We start from the raw sequence: 18,585 nt of genomic DNA on the forward strand, positions 1-18,585 counted from the left end.
AGACTCTGACTCGTGCCAAAAATCTTGATTGTCGGCGGCGGCTACGCCGGTTTTTACACTGCTCGTAAGCTCGAAAAGTGGCTGCGTCGCGGTGAAGCAGAGGTCACCATGGTTGACCCTCTTCCTTACATGACCTACCAGCCTTTCTTGCCTGAGGTTGCTGCAGGCTCCATCGAGCCTCGCCACGCGGTTGTTCCTCACCGTCGCCACCTGAAGACCACCAAGGTCGTCACGGCGAAGGTCTCCGGAATCAACCACGCCACAAAGACGGCAACGATTCAGCCAGAGGTTGGTGACTCGTGGGAGATGGATTACGACCTCGTCGTCGTCACCGCCGGTGCTGTGTCGCGCACGTTCCCGATTCCGGGTGTTGCTGACGAAGCAATTGGCATGAAGACGATTGAAGAGGCTGTTGCTGTTCGTGACCGTCTTCTCACCAACTTCGACAAGGCATCGAACCTGCCAGCTGGTCCTGAGCGCGACCGTCTGCTGACGTTCGTTGTTGTCGGTGGCGGCTTCGCCGGTATTGAAGCCTTCGGCGAAATGCGGAGCCTGGCGTCATCGCTGCTGCCGCTCTACCCGAGCCTCAACTTCGAAGACACTCACTTCCACCTCATCGAAGCCATGGGCCGCATCATGCCCGAGGTTTCGTTGGAGACCAGCAAGTGGGTTATCAAGAACCTTGACGAGCGTGGAGCCAAGATTCACCTCGACACCCAGCTGAAGTCTGCTGTCGGCGGCGTCGTTGAGTTGTCGACGGGCGAAAGCTTCGAGTCAGACACCATCGTGTGGACTGCTGGCGTGATGGCCAACCCGGTTGTGCGCAGCACTGATCTCCCCATTGAAGAGCGTGGACGCATCCGCGTGCAGGCCGACCTCCGTGTTATCAACGACGACGGCGTTGTCGAGGGTGCTTGGGGTGCTGGCGATGTGTGTGCTGTTCCTGACCTCACCGGTGGTGGCGTTGGCGGCTTCTGCGTTCCGAACGCTCAGCACGCTGTTCGCCAGGCCAAGCTCATGGCCAAGAACATCGTCGCCTCGCTTCGTGGCGAAGGCACCAAGGACTACTTCCACAAGAACCAGGGTGCAGTTGCCGGTCTCGGCCTCTACCACGGTGTCTTCCAGTCCGGCAAAATCGCGGTCAAGGGCTTCCCGGCGTGGTTCATGCACCGCGGATACCACGGCATGGCGATGCCGATGTTCGAGCGTAAGGCTCGTGTCTTCAGCAACTGGATCACGAACTTCTTCTGGGGTCGCGACACCATTTCGATCGAGGCACGCGTAGAACCGCGCCGCGCATTCGAAGAATTCGCCTCACGCCCCAAGTAGTATTTGCTGAGCCCCACGCACTGCGTGGGGCGTGCCCCGATAGCCCAATTGGCAGAGGCAGATGACTTAAAATCATCACAGTCAGGGTTCGAGTCCCTGTCGGGGCACAGTGTTTAATCGCGTTCGCTGGCCGTGCAATCGGCAGGTAAGTGAACGCTTAACGCATGAAGGCGGTCGCATTGCGGCCGCCTTCATGCGTTAGATCTGGATTCACTTAGGCGGGCAGAATCTCCGCGAGAAGCTTCTGGATGCGCGCCTTGATGTCATCGCGAATCGGGCGCACTTCATCGAGGCCCTTGCCGCGAGGGTCGACGAGCTCCCAGTCCTCGTAGCGCTTGCCGGGGAAGATCGGGCAGACGTCACCGCAGCCCATCGTGATGACAACATCCGAGGCTTGAACCTGGTCTGTTGTCATGAGTTGGGGAACCGCCTGCGAGATGTCGATGCCTTCTTCTGCCATCGCCAAGATTGCGGTCGGGTTGATCTCGTTGCCGGGCTCAGAACCGCCCGAGCGCACCTCGACGGCGCCGTTCGACAGGGCGGTCATGTAGCCGGCGGCCATTTGCGAACGCCCAGCGTTATGTATGCAGACAAAAAGTACAACAGGCTTGCGGATCTCGGAAGCGGCGGTGGCAGTCTCGGTGGTCATTTCTAAAGCATAGATGATTGTCTATGGATTGCGCGAGGGGTGGCCCCGGCGCGAGCAACTAGTTCACTCAGCGTTCACCGGGGCAGCGACTGCAAGAGTTCACGCACCCGACGATCGATGTCATCGCGCACGGCACGCACGCCATCCATCGCCATGTCGGCAGGGTCGGGAAGCTCCCAATCGAGGTAGCGGCGGCCAGAGTAAATCGGGCACGCATCGCCACAGCCCATCGTGACTACGACGTCCGCACCCCGCACAACCTCATCAGTGAGAGGTTTCGGATACTCGCCATCGATCGAAACGCCAATCTCGTCGAGAGCCGCCACAATCTTGGGGTTAATGGTTTCGGTGGGCTGCGAGCCGGCAGTCAAGACACGCACGCGGTCTCCGGCAAGAGCGCGCAAAATCGCGGACGCCAATTGTGAGCGACCCGCATTCTGCACGCACACGAACAGCACGCTGGTGGGGGAATCGGATGCTGCGGCATCCGTCACCGCTGCGTTATTCGTTACCGCAGCGGCATTCGCATCAGCAAGGGAGCCCAAGCGATCGGCGGCGAATCGTGAGGTGTGCGACGACAAATGGCGATCGCGCGGGGAACCCCGGCGCAAAAGTTCATAGCTACTCGCCACGTATTCGGCGATTGTTTCGCGCGAGAAGACACCAGCAAAGCGGAGGGCGAGATCGTCGGAGATTCGGGCGAGCACGGGGGAATCAACGGTGGCGGCGGACGCATCGGCGGGGGAGCGTTGCACAAAATCAAAGACGTCACTCAGGCGAGACTGTACGAGTGAATACCAGACCTGGCGCCCCTCTTGGACGCTCTGCAGGATGCCATCGTTGGCCATGATGCGCACATGGTGGCTCACGGTTGGCTGCGTGAGTCCGAGACGGGCGGCGAGATCGGTGACCCCACGACGGCCATCCGGAGCATCCATCAGCAGGCGCAAGATCTGCACTCGTGTCGGGTCGGCGATCGCCCGCATGCTGTGAGCGATTCGCTCGGCGATTGCACGCTCGGTCGAACTGGATCCGGTCGCTGACATAGACAGCAGTCTAAACGTCAGAGACGGATTCATAGACAGTTATCAATGTTTAGGTATGATCGCGGAATGACCGCGCCCCGCAGCCTTGCCCTCGCCCGCCGCCTCACCGCAGAATTTGTGGGCAGCGCCGGCCTTGCCGCCGTCGTCATCGGTTCCGGTATTGCCGCCCAACAGCTGTCACCGGGCGACACTGGCCTACAACTTCTCGAGAATGCTCTCGCCACCGCATTCGGTCTTGGCGTGCTCATCCTCGTCTTCATGACCGTCAGCGGCGCCCACTTCAACCCGGTCGTCTCGATCGTCGACTCGCTCAGCGGGCTGCGCTCGTGGCGCGACACCGCCTTCTACATTCCCACCCAAATTGTCGGATGCATCGGCGGCGCTATTCTCGCCAACCTCATGTTCGGGCAGTCCGCCGTCACGTTCAGCACCACCGTGCGCCTCACTCCGGGACACTTTCTCAGCGAGGTCGTAGCAACCGCCGGACTCATCGTCGTGATCTTCGCCCTCGTGCGCACCGGTCGCGCAAGCTTGGCTCCCATCGCTGTTGGAACGTACATCGGCGGTGCCTATTTCTTCACGAGCTCCACCAGTTTCGCCAACCCCGCCATCACCATCGGCCGCATGTTCAGCGACACTTTTGCGGGAATCGCGCCCACGTCCGCTCCCGGCTTTATCGCGGCCCAACTCGTGGGGGCTGCTCTCGGCTATTTGCTCGTGCGGTGGCTTTTCCCTGAGCGTCGCATGGCATAGTCGCCACGGCGGGAGTACTCTCAGGGCAAAGCCAGCATCAGGGTTTCGCCAAGGAGGAACATCATGGCTGAATTCAACGGTCTACAGCTCGTATTAGTACTCGCGTTGATCGCGTTCTATATCGTTACGATTTGGGCGATCGTGGTCACCGTGCGAGATCCCACCGCTTTTCCGTGGATGACCGCACTCTGGATTGCCGCCCTCATCCTGTTTCCGATAATCGGTCTTCTCGCGTGGCTAATCTGGCGCATCATGCGCAAGAACGCCGGGCTTCCCGGTTTCACCCGTGAAACCCATCGCAAGCACTAGTCGCGCAGCGGCGACCCGACGACCTCGAAACGGTTGCCGCCCAGCTGGCCGTTGAGCAGCGGCATTGCTTCCTTGATCGCGGCCTGCACGCTCGCTAGCTGAAGCGAGAGCTGGTGGGCCTCGGCCGATTCCCAGAGCTCAGAAACGAACACAGTGTCGGGATGCTCGTCGCTCACGCCAACCTCATAGCTGAGGCATCCGGCCCCATCGAGGTCGGTGCTGCGGCGCGTGAGAATCGCCACAACCTCGTCGCGGTGGCCAGGTTTCACACCAAGAGTTCCTACGTTTGCAAAAGTCATGCCTTTACCTAAAGTCACCACACGCAATTCGTCAAGACGAGAGCAATAATGAGCTGTGCCCAAGAAATCCCACGACGAAGCTGATGTTGATGCTCAGCAAGACAAGCTCATCAAGCGGCACGCACGCGGCGAACATCGGTGGCCGGCCGCAGCGGGAGTGCTCGTTGTCTTAGCAAGCTATGCGCTTCTCCCCACCGCGATCATGCCGCTGTCGGTTCGGATCCTCGTTGTCGCTCTCGGACTTGTGATGCTGATTCCGGTGATTGCACTCAATCCGGTGCGTCTCGTCAAGCAGACGTCGTGGTCACGTGCACTTTCGGTCGGTCTCGCTCTTGTGCTGGCAATCGCTAACGTGGCTGCTCTCGTCTTCGTTGTGGTCGTTCTCATCACTACGGGGAGCAAAGATGGCCCATCGATGCTGTTGGCCGCGACGCAGGTGTGGCTCACGAACATGATTGCGTTTGCGCTCGTGTACTGGGAACTGGATCGGGGCGGCCCGGTAACACGTCACACCAGTGATCGGTCCGAACTTCCTCTGGCCGACTTCCGGTTTGCTCAGGATGAAGACCACGATGCCATCGACGAAGTGAAGGGTCGATCATCTGCAGTAATTGGCTGGACCCCATCTTTCACTGACTACCTCTATGAGTCAGCGATCGGCTCGATGGCGTTCAGCCCGGGAGCGGCAGTGCCCTTGTCTCCACGCGTCAAGCTGTTATTGCTCGTTCAATCGTTGGGCGCGTTCATCATGTTGGCGCTCGTGATTGCCCACGCGGTCGGGCAACTTGGCGCGTAGAGGTTCGCCGTGGTGCGGCTCAGCAATGGGTCGCCATCGTTGTGCTTGACACCGCGTTCTGAGAAAGTTGAGCAACCAAGGCGCTGAAGCCGCACCCGGGCTCACCAGCGTTTCGATGCTCATCGCCGTGCACCCGAAGGAACTTTGTGAAGCTGCTCAGCACCCCTGCAAGCCCCTGGCACACTCCCGAGCAGTACTGGCAGCAACTCAGCGAAGCCACTGCAGCCCTCGATACTCCCTATGGGGTGCTTTCGCTCGCAGCGCTCTCGCACAATGCCGCCGATCTCGTGAGGCGGGCATCCGGTCTTCCCATTCGGGTTGCGAGCAAGTCAATTCGGGTTCGCGAAGTAATGGATGCGGTACTCGCCCTCGATGACTACCGCGGTGTTCTCGCGTACACCCTTGCCGAGGCGCTCTGGCTTGCTGACTCGATTGATGATGTGGTGGTCGGCTATCCCTCGGTGGACCGTGCTGCGATTGCCGCGCTCGGAACCAGCCCGGCGCTCGCCGAACGTGTCACGATCATGATTGATTCGGTCGAGCACCTCGACTTTGTTGATTCGGTGCTCTCGCCCCAACACCGCGAAACGATCCGGGTCTGCATTGATGTGGATGCGTCGTGGCATTCGCCTCTGCTCGGGCATGTTGGTGCGCACCGCTCGCCGGTGCATTCAGCGGCTCAGGCGCGCACTTTGGCAAGCACGGTCGTTGATCGTGATTGCTTTACTCTTGTTGGCGTGATGGCCTATGAGGCGCAGATTGCGGGGGTGGGCAATCGTCCGCCGGGCAAGCCGGTCTATGGTCGTGTGCTCGATGCTGTGCAGCGCTCTTCGGCGACGGAGCTGCGCGAGCGCCGTGGCGAAATTGTGGCTTCGGTGCGCGAGATTGCTGAGCTTGAGTTCGTGAACGGCGGGGGAACAGGCTCGCTCGAATCCACCGCCGACGATCCGGCTGTCACGGAACTGGCGGCAGGCAGCGGGCTGTTCGGCCCGCATCTTTTCGACCAGTACAGCCACTTCACTCCGGCCCCGGCTGCCGCGTTTGCGCTCTCCGTCGACCGCAAATTTTCGCCCCACATAGCCACAGTTCACGGTGGCGGTTGGATTGCTTCCGGTGACCCCAGCCCCGATCGGATGCCTCAGCCAACCTGGCCCGTTGGCCTCAAGTATTTGCCGCGCGAGGGCGCGGGCGAGGTGCAGTCACCACTCACTGGCCCCGGCGCTGAAGCGCTCAACATCGGAGACCGTGTCTGGTTTCGGCACACCAAAGCGGGCGAGCTGTCGGAGCATCTGAATGAGTTTGCTGTGGTCGAGGACGGCCGCATTATCGAGACTGTGCCGACGTATCGTGGCGAAGGCAAGGCGTTTCTGTGAGCGCGACCGCGCAGACTCCGGCTCTTCCCCCGGCTCTTGGCCCCGGAACGGAGTGGCGCAATTGGGGGCGCTCAGAGAGCGCGCACCCCGAGTTCCTGGCACAACCGGCCTGCGTCGAGGAGGTCGCTGCAACAGTCAACTTCGCGCGCAACCACGGCCTCACAGTCAAAGCATGGGGTGCAGGCCACAGTTTCACGTCCATTGCCGCAACCGACGGCGTGCACCTCGATCTCAGTGCTCTCGAAGGTGTGATCGCGGTAGAGGGAACCCACGTCACTCTCGCGGCCGGCACCAACCTGTACCAGCTGCCCGGGCTGCTCGAACCCCTCGGTCTCGCGCTCACCAATATGGGCGACATCGACCGCCAGACGATTGCGGGTGCAATCTCGACGGGGACCCACGGCACCGGCGCGCGATTCGGCGGCATCGCCACCCAAGTGCGCGGCGTCACCCTCGTCACTGCCGCGGGCGAAGTGCTGCGCATCAGCGCGACAGAGAACGCCGAACTTCTCCCGGCGGTAGCGCTAGGGCTCGGTGCCCTCGGCATCCTCGTTGATGTCACGATCGAATGCGTTCCCACCTTTCTCTTGCATGCCATTGAGCGGCCAGAACCCGCTGACACCGTCCTGCAGGAGTGGCTACAACGCAGCGCCGAAACCGATCACTTTGAGTTCTACGTGTGGCCCCACACGGATACGGCACTCACCAAGAGCAACACGCGCCTCGCCGGGGATGCGCCGCGGCATCCGCTCACCAAGTTCTCGAGTTGGTTCGATGACGAGTTCATGGCCAATGGCGTCTTCCGCGCTATCTGTGCCGCGGGTCGCCGCGCGCCCGCGATCATCCCGCCCATCAATCGTCTCGCGGTGAAGCTCTCGGGCAATCGCGAATTCACCGACGTGTCGAGCAGTGTTTTCGTCACCGATCGCACCGTGCGCTTTCGCGAAATGGAATATGCCCTCCCCATCGATGCTGTTTCGGATGCCGTTCGCGCCATCCAAAAATTGATCACCGACAGACGGTGGAAAGTTTCCTTCCCGATCGAGGTGCGTTCGGCGGCTGCGGACTCTCTGCTGCTGTCGACCGCGTCGGGGCGCGCCACCGGATATGTCGCGGTGCACCGGTATTGGCGCGAAGATCCCACCGAATATTTCCGTGAGGTTGAGGCGATTATGGTGGCGCATGATGGTCGGCCACACTGGGGAAAGCTTCATAACCGGCATGCCGAGTCGTTGCGGGACGTGTATCCGGGTTTCAATGAGTTCCTGACGATTCGTGACCGGCTCGATCCCGGTCGCGTGTTTGCGAACGATTATTTGCGTCAGGTTTTAGGGCAGTAATGAGAGGGCGCGATTATCAAAGCCATTGTGTGTGGAGCAGGAATTGCTGGGCTTACGGTCGCTGGACAGTTGGCGACCAAGGGCTGGGAGGTGACTCTCCTCGAGGCTGCGCCTGAACGTCGCACTCAGGGTTACATGATTGATTTCTTTGGCCCCGGCTATGACGCGGCAGAGAAGATCGGCATCATCGACCGGTTACGTGAACTGCACTACCCGATCAGCGAGGCGCGTTTTGTTCGGCCCAATGGTCGAAGCCAAGCGATCGATTACGGAATTGTGGCGGCTAATGAGGGCGGCAAACTCTTGAGTTTGATGCGTCAAGATCTTGAGCAGGTGCTGTTCGACGCGCTTCCGGAGAGTGTCGATGCGCGCTTTGGTAGCGCCGTCGTCTCTGTTGAAGATCGCACGGACTATGTCACGGCTGTGCTGGCTGATGGGTCTCGTATCTCTGGCGACATTGTGGTGGCAGCTGATGGCATCCACTCGGCGGTGCGCCACGATGTGTTCGGCCATTCGACGGCGTTCGATCGGCAGCTGGGGATGCACACGTGCGCCTATACCTTTGACTCTCCGCGGCTTCACAAAAAATTGGGTGACGCCTTGGTCTCTAGCGATGAGCTGGATCGCATGGTCGGCCTCTATGGTCTGCGCAATGGCACAGTGGCGCTTTTTGCGGCGCACCGGGTTGCCGATACTGTTCTTCCGGCTGACCCCCAGCAGGCCATTCGCGATGCCTATCAAGGGATGGGCGATGACATCGCTGAGGCCATTGAGAAGTGCCCCGATGCGGAGCACTTGTACTACGACCAGGTCGCCCAGGTGGAGTTGCCGGTGTGGAGTCGCGGCCGTGTTGTCTTCGCGGGCGATGCCTGCCAAGCAGTGTCGCTGCTTGCCGGCCAGGGGGCTTCGTTGGCGATTGCTGGGGGAGTGCTGCTCGTGGAGAAAGTCACGAGCGGGGTCGAACTCAGTGCCGCCTTTGCTGAATATGAAGACGAATGGATGCCGGTCGTTCTCGAGAAGCAGGCCGCCGGGCGTCGTGCTGCGAGTGGCTTCCTGCCGCACACCCGCGTTCAGCTGTGGGTACGTCGCGCTTCCTTGGCGTTGTTGCGTTCTCCGTTTCTCGGCAAGTTTGTCACGTCGAGGATCACTGGTACGAAGCCGAGCAAATAGTCGTTCCGCCCGTGATTGGGGGCCAGTTGTCGCCATTTTTCTCGGTGGAGGCACAGCAGCGCGCCCTATAGTTGAGTCATGGAATTCCTGATCGTACTTGGCGTCATTGTTCTGCTCGTCGTCATCGTTGGTATCTACCTGTGGTCGACGTATAACTCGCTGGTGACTCTCAACGTTCGCGTTGACGAGGCGTGGAGCGACATCACGGTGCAGTTGAAGCGTCGTGCTGACTTGCTACCGAACCTCATCGAGGCGGTCAAGGGTTACGCGGCTCACGAAAAGGGTGTCTTTGAAGCCGTAACAAAGGCTCGCGCTGAGACTCTGAACGCTCAGGGCCCGGTGGATGCTGCTGCCGCCGAGAACCACATGCAGTCTGCGCTGAAGAGCATCTTCGCGGTTGCTGAAGCGTACCCGCAGCTGCAGGCCAGCCAGAACTTCCTCCAGCTTCAGGGCGAACTGGTTGACACCGAGGACAAGATTCAGGCCAGCCGTCGCTTCTACAACGGCGGTGTGCGCGAACTCAACACCAAGATCAAGATCTTCCCGAACACGTTGTTCGCGCGCAACCTTGGTTTCCACGAGCGCGACTTCTTCGAGGTCGCGGATGCCGCCTCCATCGCTGAGCCTCCCCGCGTTCAGTTCTAATTCGTTTCTTACTACCTTGCGTGACCAGGAAGTTTAGATGTATCGCGCCATAGCGAAAAACAAGCGCAACACCGTTCTGATCATCATCCTGTTCGTCATCCTTATTGGGTTCCTCGGCTTTGCGCTGAGCTTCCTGATGGGTGGCGATCCATTGACGGTCACGATTGGCACCATCATTGGTGCCGGCGCGTTCACGCTGATTCAGTACTTCGCGGCGTCAAAGCAGGCGTTGGCGATGAGTGGCGCGATCGAGATTCAGAAAGCCGACAATCCACGGTTGTACCGGATCGTCGAAAACTTGTCGATCACGACGGGCACGCCGATGCCCAAGGTTTATATCGTCAACGACCCGGCGCCGAACGCGTTTGCTACCGGGCGCGACCCGGAACACGCTGCTGTTGCGGCAACGACCGGCATCCTCGATTTGCTTGACGATTCAGAGCTTGAGGGTGTGATGGCCCATGAGATGGGTCACGTGCAGAACTACGACATCCGCGTATCGATGATCGTCTTCGGCCTTGTTGTCGCAGTCGGTTTCATCTCCGACATTGCACTGCGCTTCACCCTCTTCGGTGGTCGGGGTAATAACAACAACTCGAACCCGATCATGATTGTGGTTGGTTTGGCAGCGCTCGTCATTTCGCCGCTCGTTGCAGCGGCGGTGCAGGCGTCGATTTCGCGTCAGCGTGAATATCTTGCGGATGCGACCGGTGCACTCACAACGCGTCATCCGGATGCTCTGGCGAGCGCTTTGCAGAAGCTGTCGGATTACAGCCGACCAATGAAGAAGCAGAACTCCACGATGGCGCACATGTGGATTTCGGATCCGACGAAGCCGGGCATCATGGACCGTCTCTTCAGTACGCACCCTCCGCTCGCTGAGCGCGTTGCTCGACTGGGCAAGATCGGCGGCGGCTTCTAGCTAGCGCTGCAACTCTGCCTCGATGGCAGGGGAGAGGGTGCCGCGGCCGGTCACCGCGATCTCGCCCATGCCCTGCCAGTGTGCGATCTCGCGCAGGGTGGGCACGATGCGTTCCGCAAGTGCGCCGGTGCCTCCGGGCAAGGCATCGAGTCCGTCTTCGTGCCACGCGGATTGCACACGAAGGACGCGCGCTTGCCGGTCGGTCTTGAGATCGATGCGGCCGACGAGCGCGTCATCCACGAGCACCGGGAGCGAGTAGTAGCCGAACTGGCGTTGGGGTTCGGGGGTGTAAATCTCGATGCGGTAGTGAAAGCCAAACATGCGCTCGGCGCGTTTGCGATCCCACACGACCGGGTCGAAGGGCGAGAGCAGGGCGACGTGTTCGATGCGACGGGGGAGGCGAGCATCCCGGTGCAACCAGGCGGGTTGATCCCAGCCGCGCACCGTCACGGGAACAAGTTCGCCGGCATCCGTTAGCTCAGCGATGGCCGGGCGCACGTCGATGTTTTTGAGACGAAAGTAGTCGGCAAGGTCGGATGCCGTGGCGACTCCGAGCGCCCGTGCGGATTCCGCGATCAGGGCTCGGTGCGCGTCGGCTCGGGTCACTTCACGACCGAGCAGTTCGGCGGGAACAATGTGCTCGGTTAGGGCGTAGGTGCGCTCGAAGCGGGTGCGGCCGGCGCTGACGACTTCGCCCCAGCGGAACAGCATTTCGAGGCCTTGCTTGACGTCGGACCAGCCCCACCAGGGTCCGGTGCGACGGTTCGCGTCGTGCTCGATCTCGCGCGCGGTGACGGGACCGGTGGTGGCGAGTTCTTCGCGCAACCACTGCAGCATGGTTTGGTTGTTGCGCACCCATTCGTAGCGGTCGGAATCGCGTTCGCGCAGCGCATCCATTTTCCAGCGCCACAGTGGCCAGGACTCGAGCGGGATGAGCGCGGCTTCGTGGGCCCAGTATTCGACGTAGCGACCGGGGCTGCGCGGTGTCGGTTTGCGGAACGTCAGGGCATCGAGCGCCGCTTTGTCGTAGTGGCCAAGGCGAGCAAACACGGGCTGGTAGTGGCTGCGCTCGAACACGTTGACCGAGTCGAGTTGCAGCAGCCGGATGCGGTCAAAGAGCAGGTTGAGCTGTCGCGTCCCCGCAGGGTTAGTCGCACTCGCGCTGCCGCGCCCAAAGCCTTGGGCGGCGAGCAGCACTCGGCGCGCTTGCGCTGCAGAGAGGGAATCGACCACGGCTCGACTCTACCGAGCGGTGGCGACATCCGCCGGCGCGGCACTGAGGGAAACTCGAGACTCGTTGTGTTTGTGTCGTTCATCGATCGTTTACCGGGATGACAGGGAGCACTAGTCACGGCTGCGTACCGTCAACTCCGGATCGTTTCGGTACCCTCTGCCCGCTCACAGCGCGGGCGGCCGTGACGGTCGTTGGAGGAAGTCTTGTTCACTAAGCGCACCCTCGCCGCTGTTGCACTCGTTGCAGCTTCGGCGATCTCACTCAGTGGCTGCAGCACCACTGAGGCAGCTGCTGGCGATGTTGACGCATCGACCGCTACCACCGTTGAAGACTTCGGTGGAATGGACGCTCTTATTGCAGCCGCGCAGGCTGAGGGCGAACTCAATGTCATTGCGTTGCCTGACAACTGGGCAAACTATGGGGAGATCAAGGCTCTCTTCGAAGAGAAGTACGACATCATCGTCAACTCGGCTGACCCCGATGTTTCCAGCGCCGAAGAAATCGCCGCCGCTGACAACCTCAAGGGACAGGACACCGCACCGGACGTCTTCGACCTCGGTACCGCTGTCACGCTCGACAGCCTCGACTACTTCGCTCCCTACATGGTTGCCAACTGGGATGAAATTCCTGAGGGCAACAAGGAAGCTACTGGCCTTTGGGTCAACGACTACACGGGCAGCATGTCGATCGGCTATGACTCCAACTCGGTTCCCGAGCCCACGAGCCTCGATGACCTGCTCAAGCCGGACTACCGCGGCGCTGTTGCGCTGAATGGCGACCCCACGCAGGCGGGAGCAGCTTTCGCTGCTGTCGGACTCGCAACGGTTCACAGCGGTGGAACCCTCGATGACTTCACGCCCGGTATCGAGTTCTTCGAGAAGCTCAACGACGCCGGTAACTTCATCCCGGTGAACGTCACAGGAGCAACCATTGCTGCCGGCGAGACCAAGGTTGCCTTCGACTGGAGCTACAACAACCTCGCAGCCGCCGCAACGGTTGACGGCTGGAAGGTTACGACTCTTCCCGGCGCTGTTTACACGAGCTTCTACAACCAGGCCGTCAGCAAGGATGCCCCGCACCCGGCTGCTGCTCGCCTCTGGCAAGAATTCCTCTACAGCCCCGAAGCGCAGAACCTCTTCATCGTCGGTGGCGCGTACCCCGTCACGATTCAGGCTCTGCAGGATGCCGGAACCGTTGACACCGCAGCACTCGACGCTCTCGGCGCCCTCGAGGGTGAACTTGTCACCCCGACCCCCGAGCAGGCTGAAGAAAACGCAACGATCCTTGCTGAAAAGTGGGCTGCGGCAATCAGCTAACGCTGATTCCCTCACGCACCTTTCGCTAAATACATCGTGTCGCTAGCCACCGCGCCAGCGCCCGAACAGGATGGTGTCGAGCTCACCGCTCGGCACCATCCTCGGGTGGCCCTGGTCAAGCCGTCAAACCGGCGTCGTCGCCTCGCTTATGCGGGGCTAACGCCGTTTGCGGCCTACGTTCTCATCTTTCTCGCCCTGCCCACTATCCTCGCGGTGGTCACGGGCTTCTTCTCCGACGACGGTTCGCTGACCTTCGACAACATCACAGGGCTGTTTACCCCGACCATCCTCACCACCTTTGGTAGCTCGTTTTGGCTCTCGGGAATCACCGCTGTGATTGGTGCCATCGTTGGTGCCCTCATTTGCTATGCGATGCTCGGAACCAAGGTCGGAGGACTCCTGCGCACGATCATCGAATCGGCGGCCAGCGTGCTCGCCCAGTTCGGCGGGGTGATGCTCGCCTTCGCGTTCATCGCGACGATCGGTGTGCAGGGGCTCATCACGGTCATCCTGCGTGACACCTTCGGCATCGACATTTTTGCGGATGGCGTCTGGCTCTATCAGGTGCCCGGGCTCATCCTTCCCTACGTCTACTTTCAGGTTCCTCTCATGGTGATCACGTTCCTGCCCGCCCTTACCGCGCTGCGCCCGCAATGGGCCGAAGCCAGCGCAACGCTCGGCGGTACTCGCTTCGCGTACTGGCGTCACATCGCCGCCCCGGTGCTCGCCCCCGCGTTCCTCGGCTCGCTGCTGCTGCTCTTCGCCAACGCCTTCTCGTCGTTCGCTACTGCCGCCGCGCTCATCAGCCAGGGCTCGCAAATCGTTCCCCTCCAGATCCGCGCGGCGCTCGTCAGCGAAACCGTGCTGGGTCGCGAGAACATGGCGGGTGCTCTTGCGCTCGGGATGATCGTTGTCATGGTCGTCGTCATGTGGGCGTACTCGGTGCTGCAGGCTCGCACCTCGCGGTGGCAAAAGTGAGCGCCGACGTGGCCGCGCCGCTGAGCCCGCGAGCGAAGCCCGCCAACCAAGCCGTGCGCATTGGGGCCGAGCCCAGCACTCTTGCGCGCCGCCTCATCCTCGGAATAATCGGCGGCATCTTCTTGATCCCCGTAATCGCGATGATCGAGTTCACCTTCCGCAACGGTCTTGCAGGCGACTACACGACAAGCCACTGGACGGGCCTCGTCAGTGAAGACAGTGCCCGCACCTACCGCGGGCTTTACCAAGCGATCGAGAACTCGCTCGTGCTCGCTGCAGTGACCGTCGGTATCGTGCTCGTGCTGTTGCTGCCAACGATGGTGCTCGTGCACATGCAGTTTCCGCGCCTCAAGCGCACTCTCGAATTCATCTGCATCATCCCCATCACGGTGCCCGCCATCGTGCTCGTTGTCGGCCTCGCGCCCGTCTACTCGGTGGTCGTGCACGTGCTCGGCGGCTCCACTTGGACTCTCGCCTTCGCCTACGGCATCACCGTGCTGCCGTATGCCTATCGCGCCATTCAGGGCAACCTCGATGCGATCCCCGTGACGACCCTCAGCGAAGCGGCGAGCACGCTCGGTGCCGGCTGGATGACCGTGCTGTGGAAGATTCTGTTGCCGAACCTGCGCCGGGGAGTGCTCGCGGCATCCTTCATCTCGATTGCAGTTGTGCTTGGCGAGTTCACGATCGCGAGCCTGCTCAATCGCCGCAACCTGCAAACCGCGCTGCTGCAGGTTTCACAATCTGACCCGTGGGTCGCCGTCATCTTTGCGCTCGCGGCACTCGCTCTCGCTTTCGTCTTGCTGCTGATCATTGGCCGCCTCGGCTCAGCAACGCCCTCTAGGAGAAAATCATGACCGCCACGTTCAGCCTGACGGGCCCCACCCCAACTGCCAGCCCAGCCCAGCCCACGGGAGCAACGGTTCAGCTCAGTGCCGTCGTCAAGGCCTTCGCTGGGCATACCGCCCTCAACAGCATCGACCTTGAGGTTGCGCCCGGAGAACTCGTCGCACTTCTCGGCCCATCAGGCTGCGGCAAGACCACCGCACTGCGCAGCATCTCGGGGCTTGAGAGCATCGATAGCGGTCGCATTCTCATCGATGGTGTGGATGTCGCAGAGACTCCCACAAATAAACGCGACATCGGGATGGTCTTTCAGGCGTACTCGCTGTTCCCGCACATGACGGTGCTCGAGAACGTGGAGTTTGGTCTCAAGATGCGCAAGGTCGCTGCCGCTCGTCGTCGTGAACGTGCCCTCGAAACCTTGGACATGGTCGGCCTCACCAAGCACAGCGAACGCTTTGCTCATCAGCTCTCCGGCGGCCAGCAGCAACGCGTTGCGCTCGCGCGCGCCCTCGTCACGCGTCCGCGCGTGCTGCTCCTCGATGAACCGTTGAGTGCCCTCGACGCCAAAGTGCGCGTGCAGTTGCGCGAAGAGATCCGTCGCTTACAAACCGAACTCGGCATCACGACTGTGTTTGTGACGCACGACCAAGAAGAAGCGCTCGCCGTTGCCGATCGAGTCGCCGTCATGCGTGAAGGTCGTATCGAACAGATCGGCACACCAGAAGAGCTCTACGCAACGCCATCCAATGCCTTCGTTGCCGACTTCGTTGGCCTCAGCAATCGGATGCCCGCCGAACTCATCGACGGCCAAGTCACCCTCCACGGCTGCAGCCTCAACCTTCTCGGCGACCCCATGCCCGATGGCCCCGTCATCGCGCTCGTTCGCCCGGAGGACATCGCCCTCTCCGCGGACGGCATCGCCGGCACGGTCATCTCGTCGAGCTTCTTGGGCTCCCTGCGCCGCACGCGCGTGCGACTCTTCGACGACACGGTCGTCGCTATCCAGCATGAGGTGGAGCGGCATCCGCTGCCCGGCGAAACAGTCACGGTGCGCCTCAAGGGTGCGCCGGTGAGCGCCTTGCCGCCGAAGGAGAAAAAGTAGTCCTCCACCTGCTGCCTGTCACACGCAGCGAGAGCACACTCCAGCACAACTAAGATGGGCAACGTGCTATTCGGACGACGTACGAAACCAACCAGTCAGGTACAGTCACGCGCCAACACCACGGAGTCGGCAGCGGTGCCCGAGGCCCTGTCCATTGCCGCAGCGTTCTCCTGGCGCTTGCTCGTTGTGCTTGGCGTTATCGCTGTGCTGATCTATTTGATCATTACTCTCAAGTACATCGTGATCCCGTTCTTGATCGCGATTCTGATCGGTGCGCTTCTCGTTCCTCTCGTTCAATTTCTTGAACGTCATCGTTGGCCAAAGTGGCTTGCCGTTACCGTCACTCTTCTCGGGTTTTTTGCCGTCGTCTCCGGACTTGTCATTGTTGTTGTCGGCCAAGTTCGCGCTGGATTGCCTTCGCTGCAGCAACAATCCATTGAGGCATTCAACAACTTCCGAAGCTTTCTGAGTGACTCTCCGCTCCAACTGAGCGATCAGGATATCGACGGCTATTTGGGGCAGCTAACCGAAATCGTTCAACGCGATAGCGAAGCGCTTGTCTCGGGAATTCTTTCCGTTGGCTCCACCGCCGGGCACGTCTTGACCGGTGCGCTGCTCAGCGTCTTCGCCACAATTTTTGTTTTGATCGATGGCAAGCGCGTTTGGGCGTGGACTGTGCGTCTCTTCCCGCGTCGTGCGCGCACCGCAGTTGATGGATCGGGCCGCGCGGGTTGGATCACTCTCACCACTTTCGTGAAGGTGCAAATCTTTGTTGCTGCGGTGGATGCCGTTGGTATCGGTGCTGGAGCCTGGATCCTCGGTCTGTTCTACGGCGGCTTCCCGCTCGTTATCCCGATCGCAGTTGCGGTGTTCTTGGGCTCGTTCATTCCGGTGGTTGGTGCCCTCATCACCGGCGCGCTGGCGATCTTCATCGCGCTTGTCTTCCTCGGTCCGCTCCCGGCAGTAATCATGCTCGGAATTGTTTTGCTCGTGCAGCAGCTTGAGGGTCACATTCTTCAGCCGCTCATCATGGGCACTGCGGTGAAGGTCCACCCCCTTGCGGTGGTCTTCGCTGTAGCCGCTGGTTCATTCGTTGCCGGAATTCCCGGAGCGTTGTTTGCGGTTCCCCTCGTGGCCGTGGTCAACGTAATGACCAAATATATTGCTGGCGGCGAATGGCGAACCAACCCGCACCCGACTCTGGATGATGTTCTCGGTAATGGTAAATAATCGGATGCCCGGCCCCACTCTTGCTGACTATGAGACAGCACGTGAACGGGTCGCAGAAGTTGCTGACATCACGCCAATGCAGACGTCGCGTTTTCTCGCGGAGATTCTCGGCTCACCAGTGTTCTTGAAGTGCGAGAACCTCCAGCGCACCGGCTCGTTCAAGATCCGCGGAGCCTATAACCGTCTTGCGGGCCTCACCGACGATGAGAAAGCTAGGGGAGTGGTTGCCGCTTCGGCAGGAAACCACGCTCAGGGTGTCGCATTCGCTGCTCGCGAGTTGGGGATCAAATCCACGATCTTCATGCCAGTAGGTGTTCCCTTGCCTAAGCTGCAGGCCACTCGCGCTTACGGGGCAGAAGTCGTTCTTCGTGGACACACGGTCGACGAACCCCTTCGGGCGGCAGCGCGTTTCGCTGAAGACACTGGCGCCGTGCTTATCCACCCGTTCGATCACTTCGATGTGGTTGCCGGTCAGGGAACGTTGGCGTTGGAAGTGTACGACCAGGTGCCTCAGGTCGATACGGTCATTGTGCCGATCGGTGGCGGAGGACTAATCTCCGGTGTTGCGGGAGCAATCAAGCAGCGCGCTCGCGAAGACGGCCGTAATGTGCGGGTAATTGGCGTGCAAGCGGCAAACGCCGCAGCGTATCCAGTCTCGCTCGAAAAAGGCGAGATCGTAGAGATCACCACCACTCCGACCATCGCTGACGGTATCGCTGTCAGCAAACCCGGCGAGGTCAACTTTCCGATGGTGCGCGACCTCGTAGACGAAGTCATCACCGTCAGCGACGACCAGACCGCCTACGCGCTGCTCGTGCTTCTCGAGCGCGCCAAGCTTGTTGTCGAGCCGGCTGGCGCGGTCGGTGTCGCAGCGATTCTGGCTGGAAAAGTTGCACCAAGCGGAAACACCGTTGTCCTGCTCAGCGGCGGCAATATCGACCCCATGATGATGGAACGAATCATCAGTCACGGACTATCTGCATCCGAACGGTACCTGCGGTTGCGGATCCCACTCCCTGATCGCCCCGGTCAGCTCGCTCGTATTTCGGGCATTGTTGCTGAGGCAAGCGCCAACGTCGTCGAAGTGTTGCACAGCAGACACAACAACAAGGTGCAGTTCAGCCAGGTTGAGCTCGAACTGCACATCGAGACCCGTGGCCCTGAGCACGCAGAAGCAGTGCTCGCGCGGCTCAGGGACGAAGGATTCGCCCCGCAGATCGACTTTTAGTCGACTACGGACCATACCAA

19 protein-coding genes and 1 tRNA gene are annotated in these 18,585 nt (G+C 60.8%); 16 read left to right on the plus strand and 4 right to left on the minus strand.

From position 1 onward, the window contains the following. The first annotated feature begins 12 nt into the window (after window positions 1–12). Both AC061P_RS03575 and AC061P_RS03580 read left to right on the plus strand, forming a co-directional pair. Window positions 13–1,329 carry an NAD(P)/FAD-dependent oxidoreductase gene (locus tag AC061P_RS03575; protein ID WP_449648709.1) on the plus strand — a complete coding sequence of 439 codons (1,317 nt, stop codon included), beginning with the start codon at window positions 13–15 and terminating at the stop codon, window positions 1,327–1,329. Window positions 1,330–1,362: 33 nt separating this feature from the next. Beyond that, window positions 1,363–1,436, plus strand: a tRNA-Leu gene (locus AC061P_RS03580). Between the two features lie 107 nt (window positions 1,437–1,543). Here the strand turns inward: AC061P_RS03580 and AC061P_RS03585 are convergent. After that, window positions 1,544–1,978 carry an arsenate reductase ArsC gene (locus AC061P_RS03585; protein ID WP_449648708.1) on the minus strand — a complete coding sequence of 145 codons (435 nt, stop codon included), beginning with the start codon at window positions 1,976–1,978 and terminating at the stop codon, window positions 1,544–1,546. A 74-nt stretch (window positions 1,979–2,052) separates the two neighbouring features. Beyond that, entirely contained in the window at window positions 2,053–3,024 is a 972-nt protein-coding gene (locus AC061P_RS03590) for a metalloregulator ArsR/SmtB family transcription factor (protein ID WP_480391852.1), read from the minus strand. A gap of 66 nt (window positions 3,025–3,090) precedes the next feature. On the opposite strand from AC061P_RS03590, the gene AC061P_RS03595 reads away from it, so the two are divergent. Continuing rightward, complete coding sequence (locus AC061P_RS03595) at window positions 3,091–3,777, plus strand: aquaporin (RefSeq protein ID WP_480391853.1); 687 nt, start codon at window positions 3,091–3,093, stop codon at window positions 3,775–3,777. A gap of 63 nt (window positions 3,778–3,840) precedes the next feature. Continuing rightward, on the plus strand, window positions 3,841–4,086 hold the full coding sequence (locus AC061P_RS03600) for a PLDc N-terminal domain-containing protein (RefSeq protein ID WP_480391854.1): 246 nt from the start codon (window positions 3,841–3,843) through the stop codon (window positions 4,084–4,086). Here AC061P_RS03600 and AC061P_RS03605 read toward each other — a convergent pair. Then, the gene (locus AC061P_RS03605) at window positions 4,083–4,385 is read right to left on the minus strand and encodes a putative quinol monooxygenase (protein ID WP_480391855.1); all 303 of its coding nucleotides are present in this window, start codon (window positions 4,383–4,385) and stop codon (window positions 4,083–4,085) included. The genes AC061P_RS03600 and AC061P_RS03605 overlap by 4 nt on opposite strands. 55 nt (window positions 4,386–4,440) lie before the next feature. Between AC061P_RS03605 and AC061P_RS03610 the strand changes: the two genes are divergently transcribed. From AC061P_RS03610 to AC061P_RS03635, 6 genes are all read left to right on the plus strand, one after another. Next, the gene (locus AC061P_RS03610) at window positions 4,441–5,181 is read left to right on the plus strand and encodes a hypothetical protein (RefSeq protein WP_480391856.1); all 741 of its coding nucleotides are present in this window, start codon (window positions 4,441–4,443) and stop codon (window positions 5,179–5,181) included. Between the two features lie 146 nt (window positions 5,182–5,327). Further along, window positions 5,328–6,554 carry an amino acid deaminase/aldolase gene (locus AC061P_RS03615; RefSeq protein WP_480391857.1) on the plus strand — a complete coding sequence of 409 codons (1,227 nt, stop codon included), beginning with the start codon at window positions 5,328–5,330 and terminating at the stop codon, window positions 6,552–6,554. After that, window positions 6,551–7,894, plus strand: coding sequence for a D-arabinono-1,4-lactone oxidase (locus tag AC061P_RS03620; RefSeq protein ID WP_480391858.1), 1,344 nt, complete (start codon window positions 6,551–6,553; stop codon window positions 7,892–7,894). Before AC061P_RS03615 ends, AC061P_RS03620 begins: the two co-directional genes overlap by 4 nt. Window positions 7,895–7,921: 27 nt before the next feature. Beyond that, on the plus strand, window positions 7,922–9,064 hold the full coding sequence (locus AC061P_RS03625) for an FAD-dependent monooxygenase (protein ID WP_480391859.1): 1,143 nt from the start codon (window positions 7,922–7,924) through the stop codon (window positions 9,062–9,064). 78 nt (window positions 9,065–9,142) lie between these two features. Then, window positions 9,143–9,709: a LemA family protein gene (locus AC061P_RS03630; RefSeq protein ID WP_449648700.1), complete on the plus strand. Its 567-nt coding sequence runs from the start codon at window positions 9,143–9,145 to the stop codon at window positions 9,707–9,709. 37 nt (window positions 9,710–9,746) lie between these two features. Next, the gene (locus AC061P_RS03635) at window positions 9,747–10,631 is read left to right on the plus strand and encodes a M48 family metallopeptidase (RefSeq protein WP_449648699.1); all 885 of its coding nucleotides are present in this window, start codon (window positions 9,747–9,749) and stop codon (window positions 10,629–10,631) included. On the opposite strand, the gene AC061P_RS03640 is transcribed toward AC061P_RS03635, so the two are convergent. Then, the gene (locus tag AC061P_RS03640; RefSeq protein ID WP_480391860.1) at window positions 10,632–11,864 is read right to left on the minus strand and encodes a winged helix-turn-helix domain-containing protein; all 1,233 of its coding nucleotides are present in this window, start codon (window positions 11,862–11,864) and stop codon (window positions 10,632–10,634) included. A gap of 204 nt (window positions 11,865–12,068) precedes the next feature. Between AC061P_RS03640 and AC061P_RS03645 the strand changes: the two genes are divergently transcribed. The 6 genes from AC061P_RS03645 (at window position 12,069) to ilvA (ending at window position 18,565) form a co-directional block, all read left to right on the plus strand. Next, window positions 12,069–13,181 carry an ABC transporter substrate-binding protein gene (locus tag AC061P_RS03645; protein WP_480391861.1) on the plus strand — a complete coding sequence of 371 codons (1,113 nt, stop codon included), beginning with the start codon at window positions 12,069–12,071 and terminating at the stop codon, window positions 13,179–13,181. 36 nt (window positions 13,182–13,217) lie between these two features. After that, window positions 13,218–14,159, plus strand: a complete 942-nt coding sequence (locus tag AC061P_RS03650) for an ABC transporter permease (RefSeq protein ID WP_480391862.1) — start codon at window positions 13,218–13,220, stop codon at window positions 14,157–14,159. Continuing rightward, window positions 14,156–15,016, plus strand: coding sequence for an ABC transporter permease (locus AC061P_RS03655; RefSeq protein WP_449648695.1), 861 nt, complete (start codon window positions 14,156–14,158; stop codon window positions 15,014–15,016). Before AC061P_RS03650 ends, AC061P_RS03655 begins: the two co-directional genes overlap by 4 nt. Then, window positions 15,013–16,107: an ABC transporter ATP-binding protein gene (locus AC061P_RS03660; protein ID WP_480391863.1), complete on the plus strand. Its 1,095-nt coding sequence runs from the start codon at window positions 15,013–15,015 to the stop codon at window positions 16,105–16,107. Before AC061P_RS03655 ends, AC061P_RS03660 begins: the two co-directional genes overlap by 4 nt. A gap of 135 nt (window positions 16,108–16,242) precedes the next feature. Continuing rightward, window positions 16,243–17,337, plus strand: coding sequence for an AI-2E family transporter (locus AC061P_RS03665; protein ID WP_449648693.1), 1,095 nt, complete (start codon window positions 16,243–16,245; stop codon window positions 17,335–17,337). Between the two features lie 4 nt (window positions 17,338–17,341). Next, entirely contained in the window at window positions 17,342–18,565 is a 1,224-nt protein-coding gene (gene ilvA / locus AC061P_RS03670) for a threonine ammonia-lyase (RefSeq protein WP_480391864.1), read from the plus strand. Window positions 18,566–18,585: the final 20 nt, after the last annotated feature.

This window comes from Rhodoglobus sp. G.S.4 (assembly GCF_056619605.1).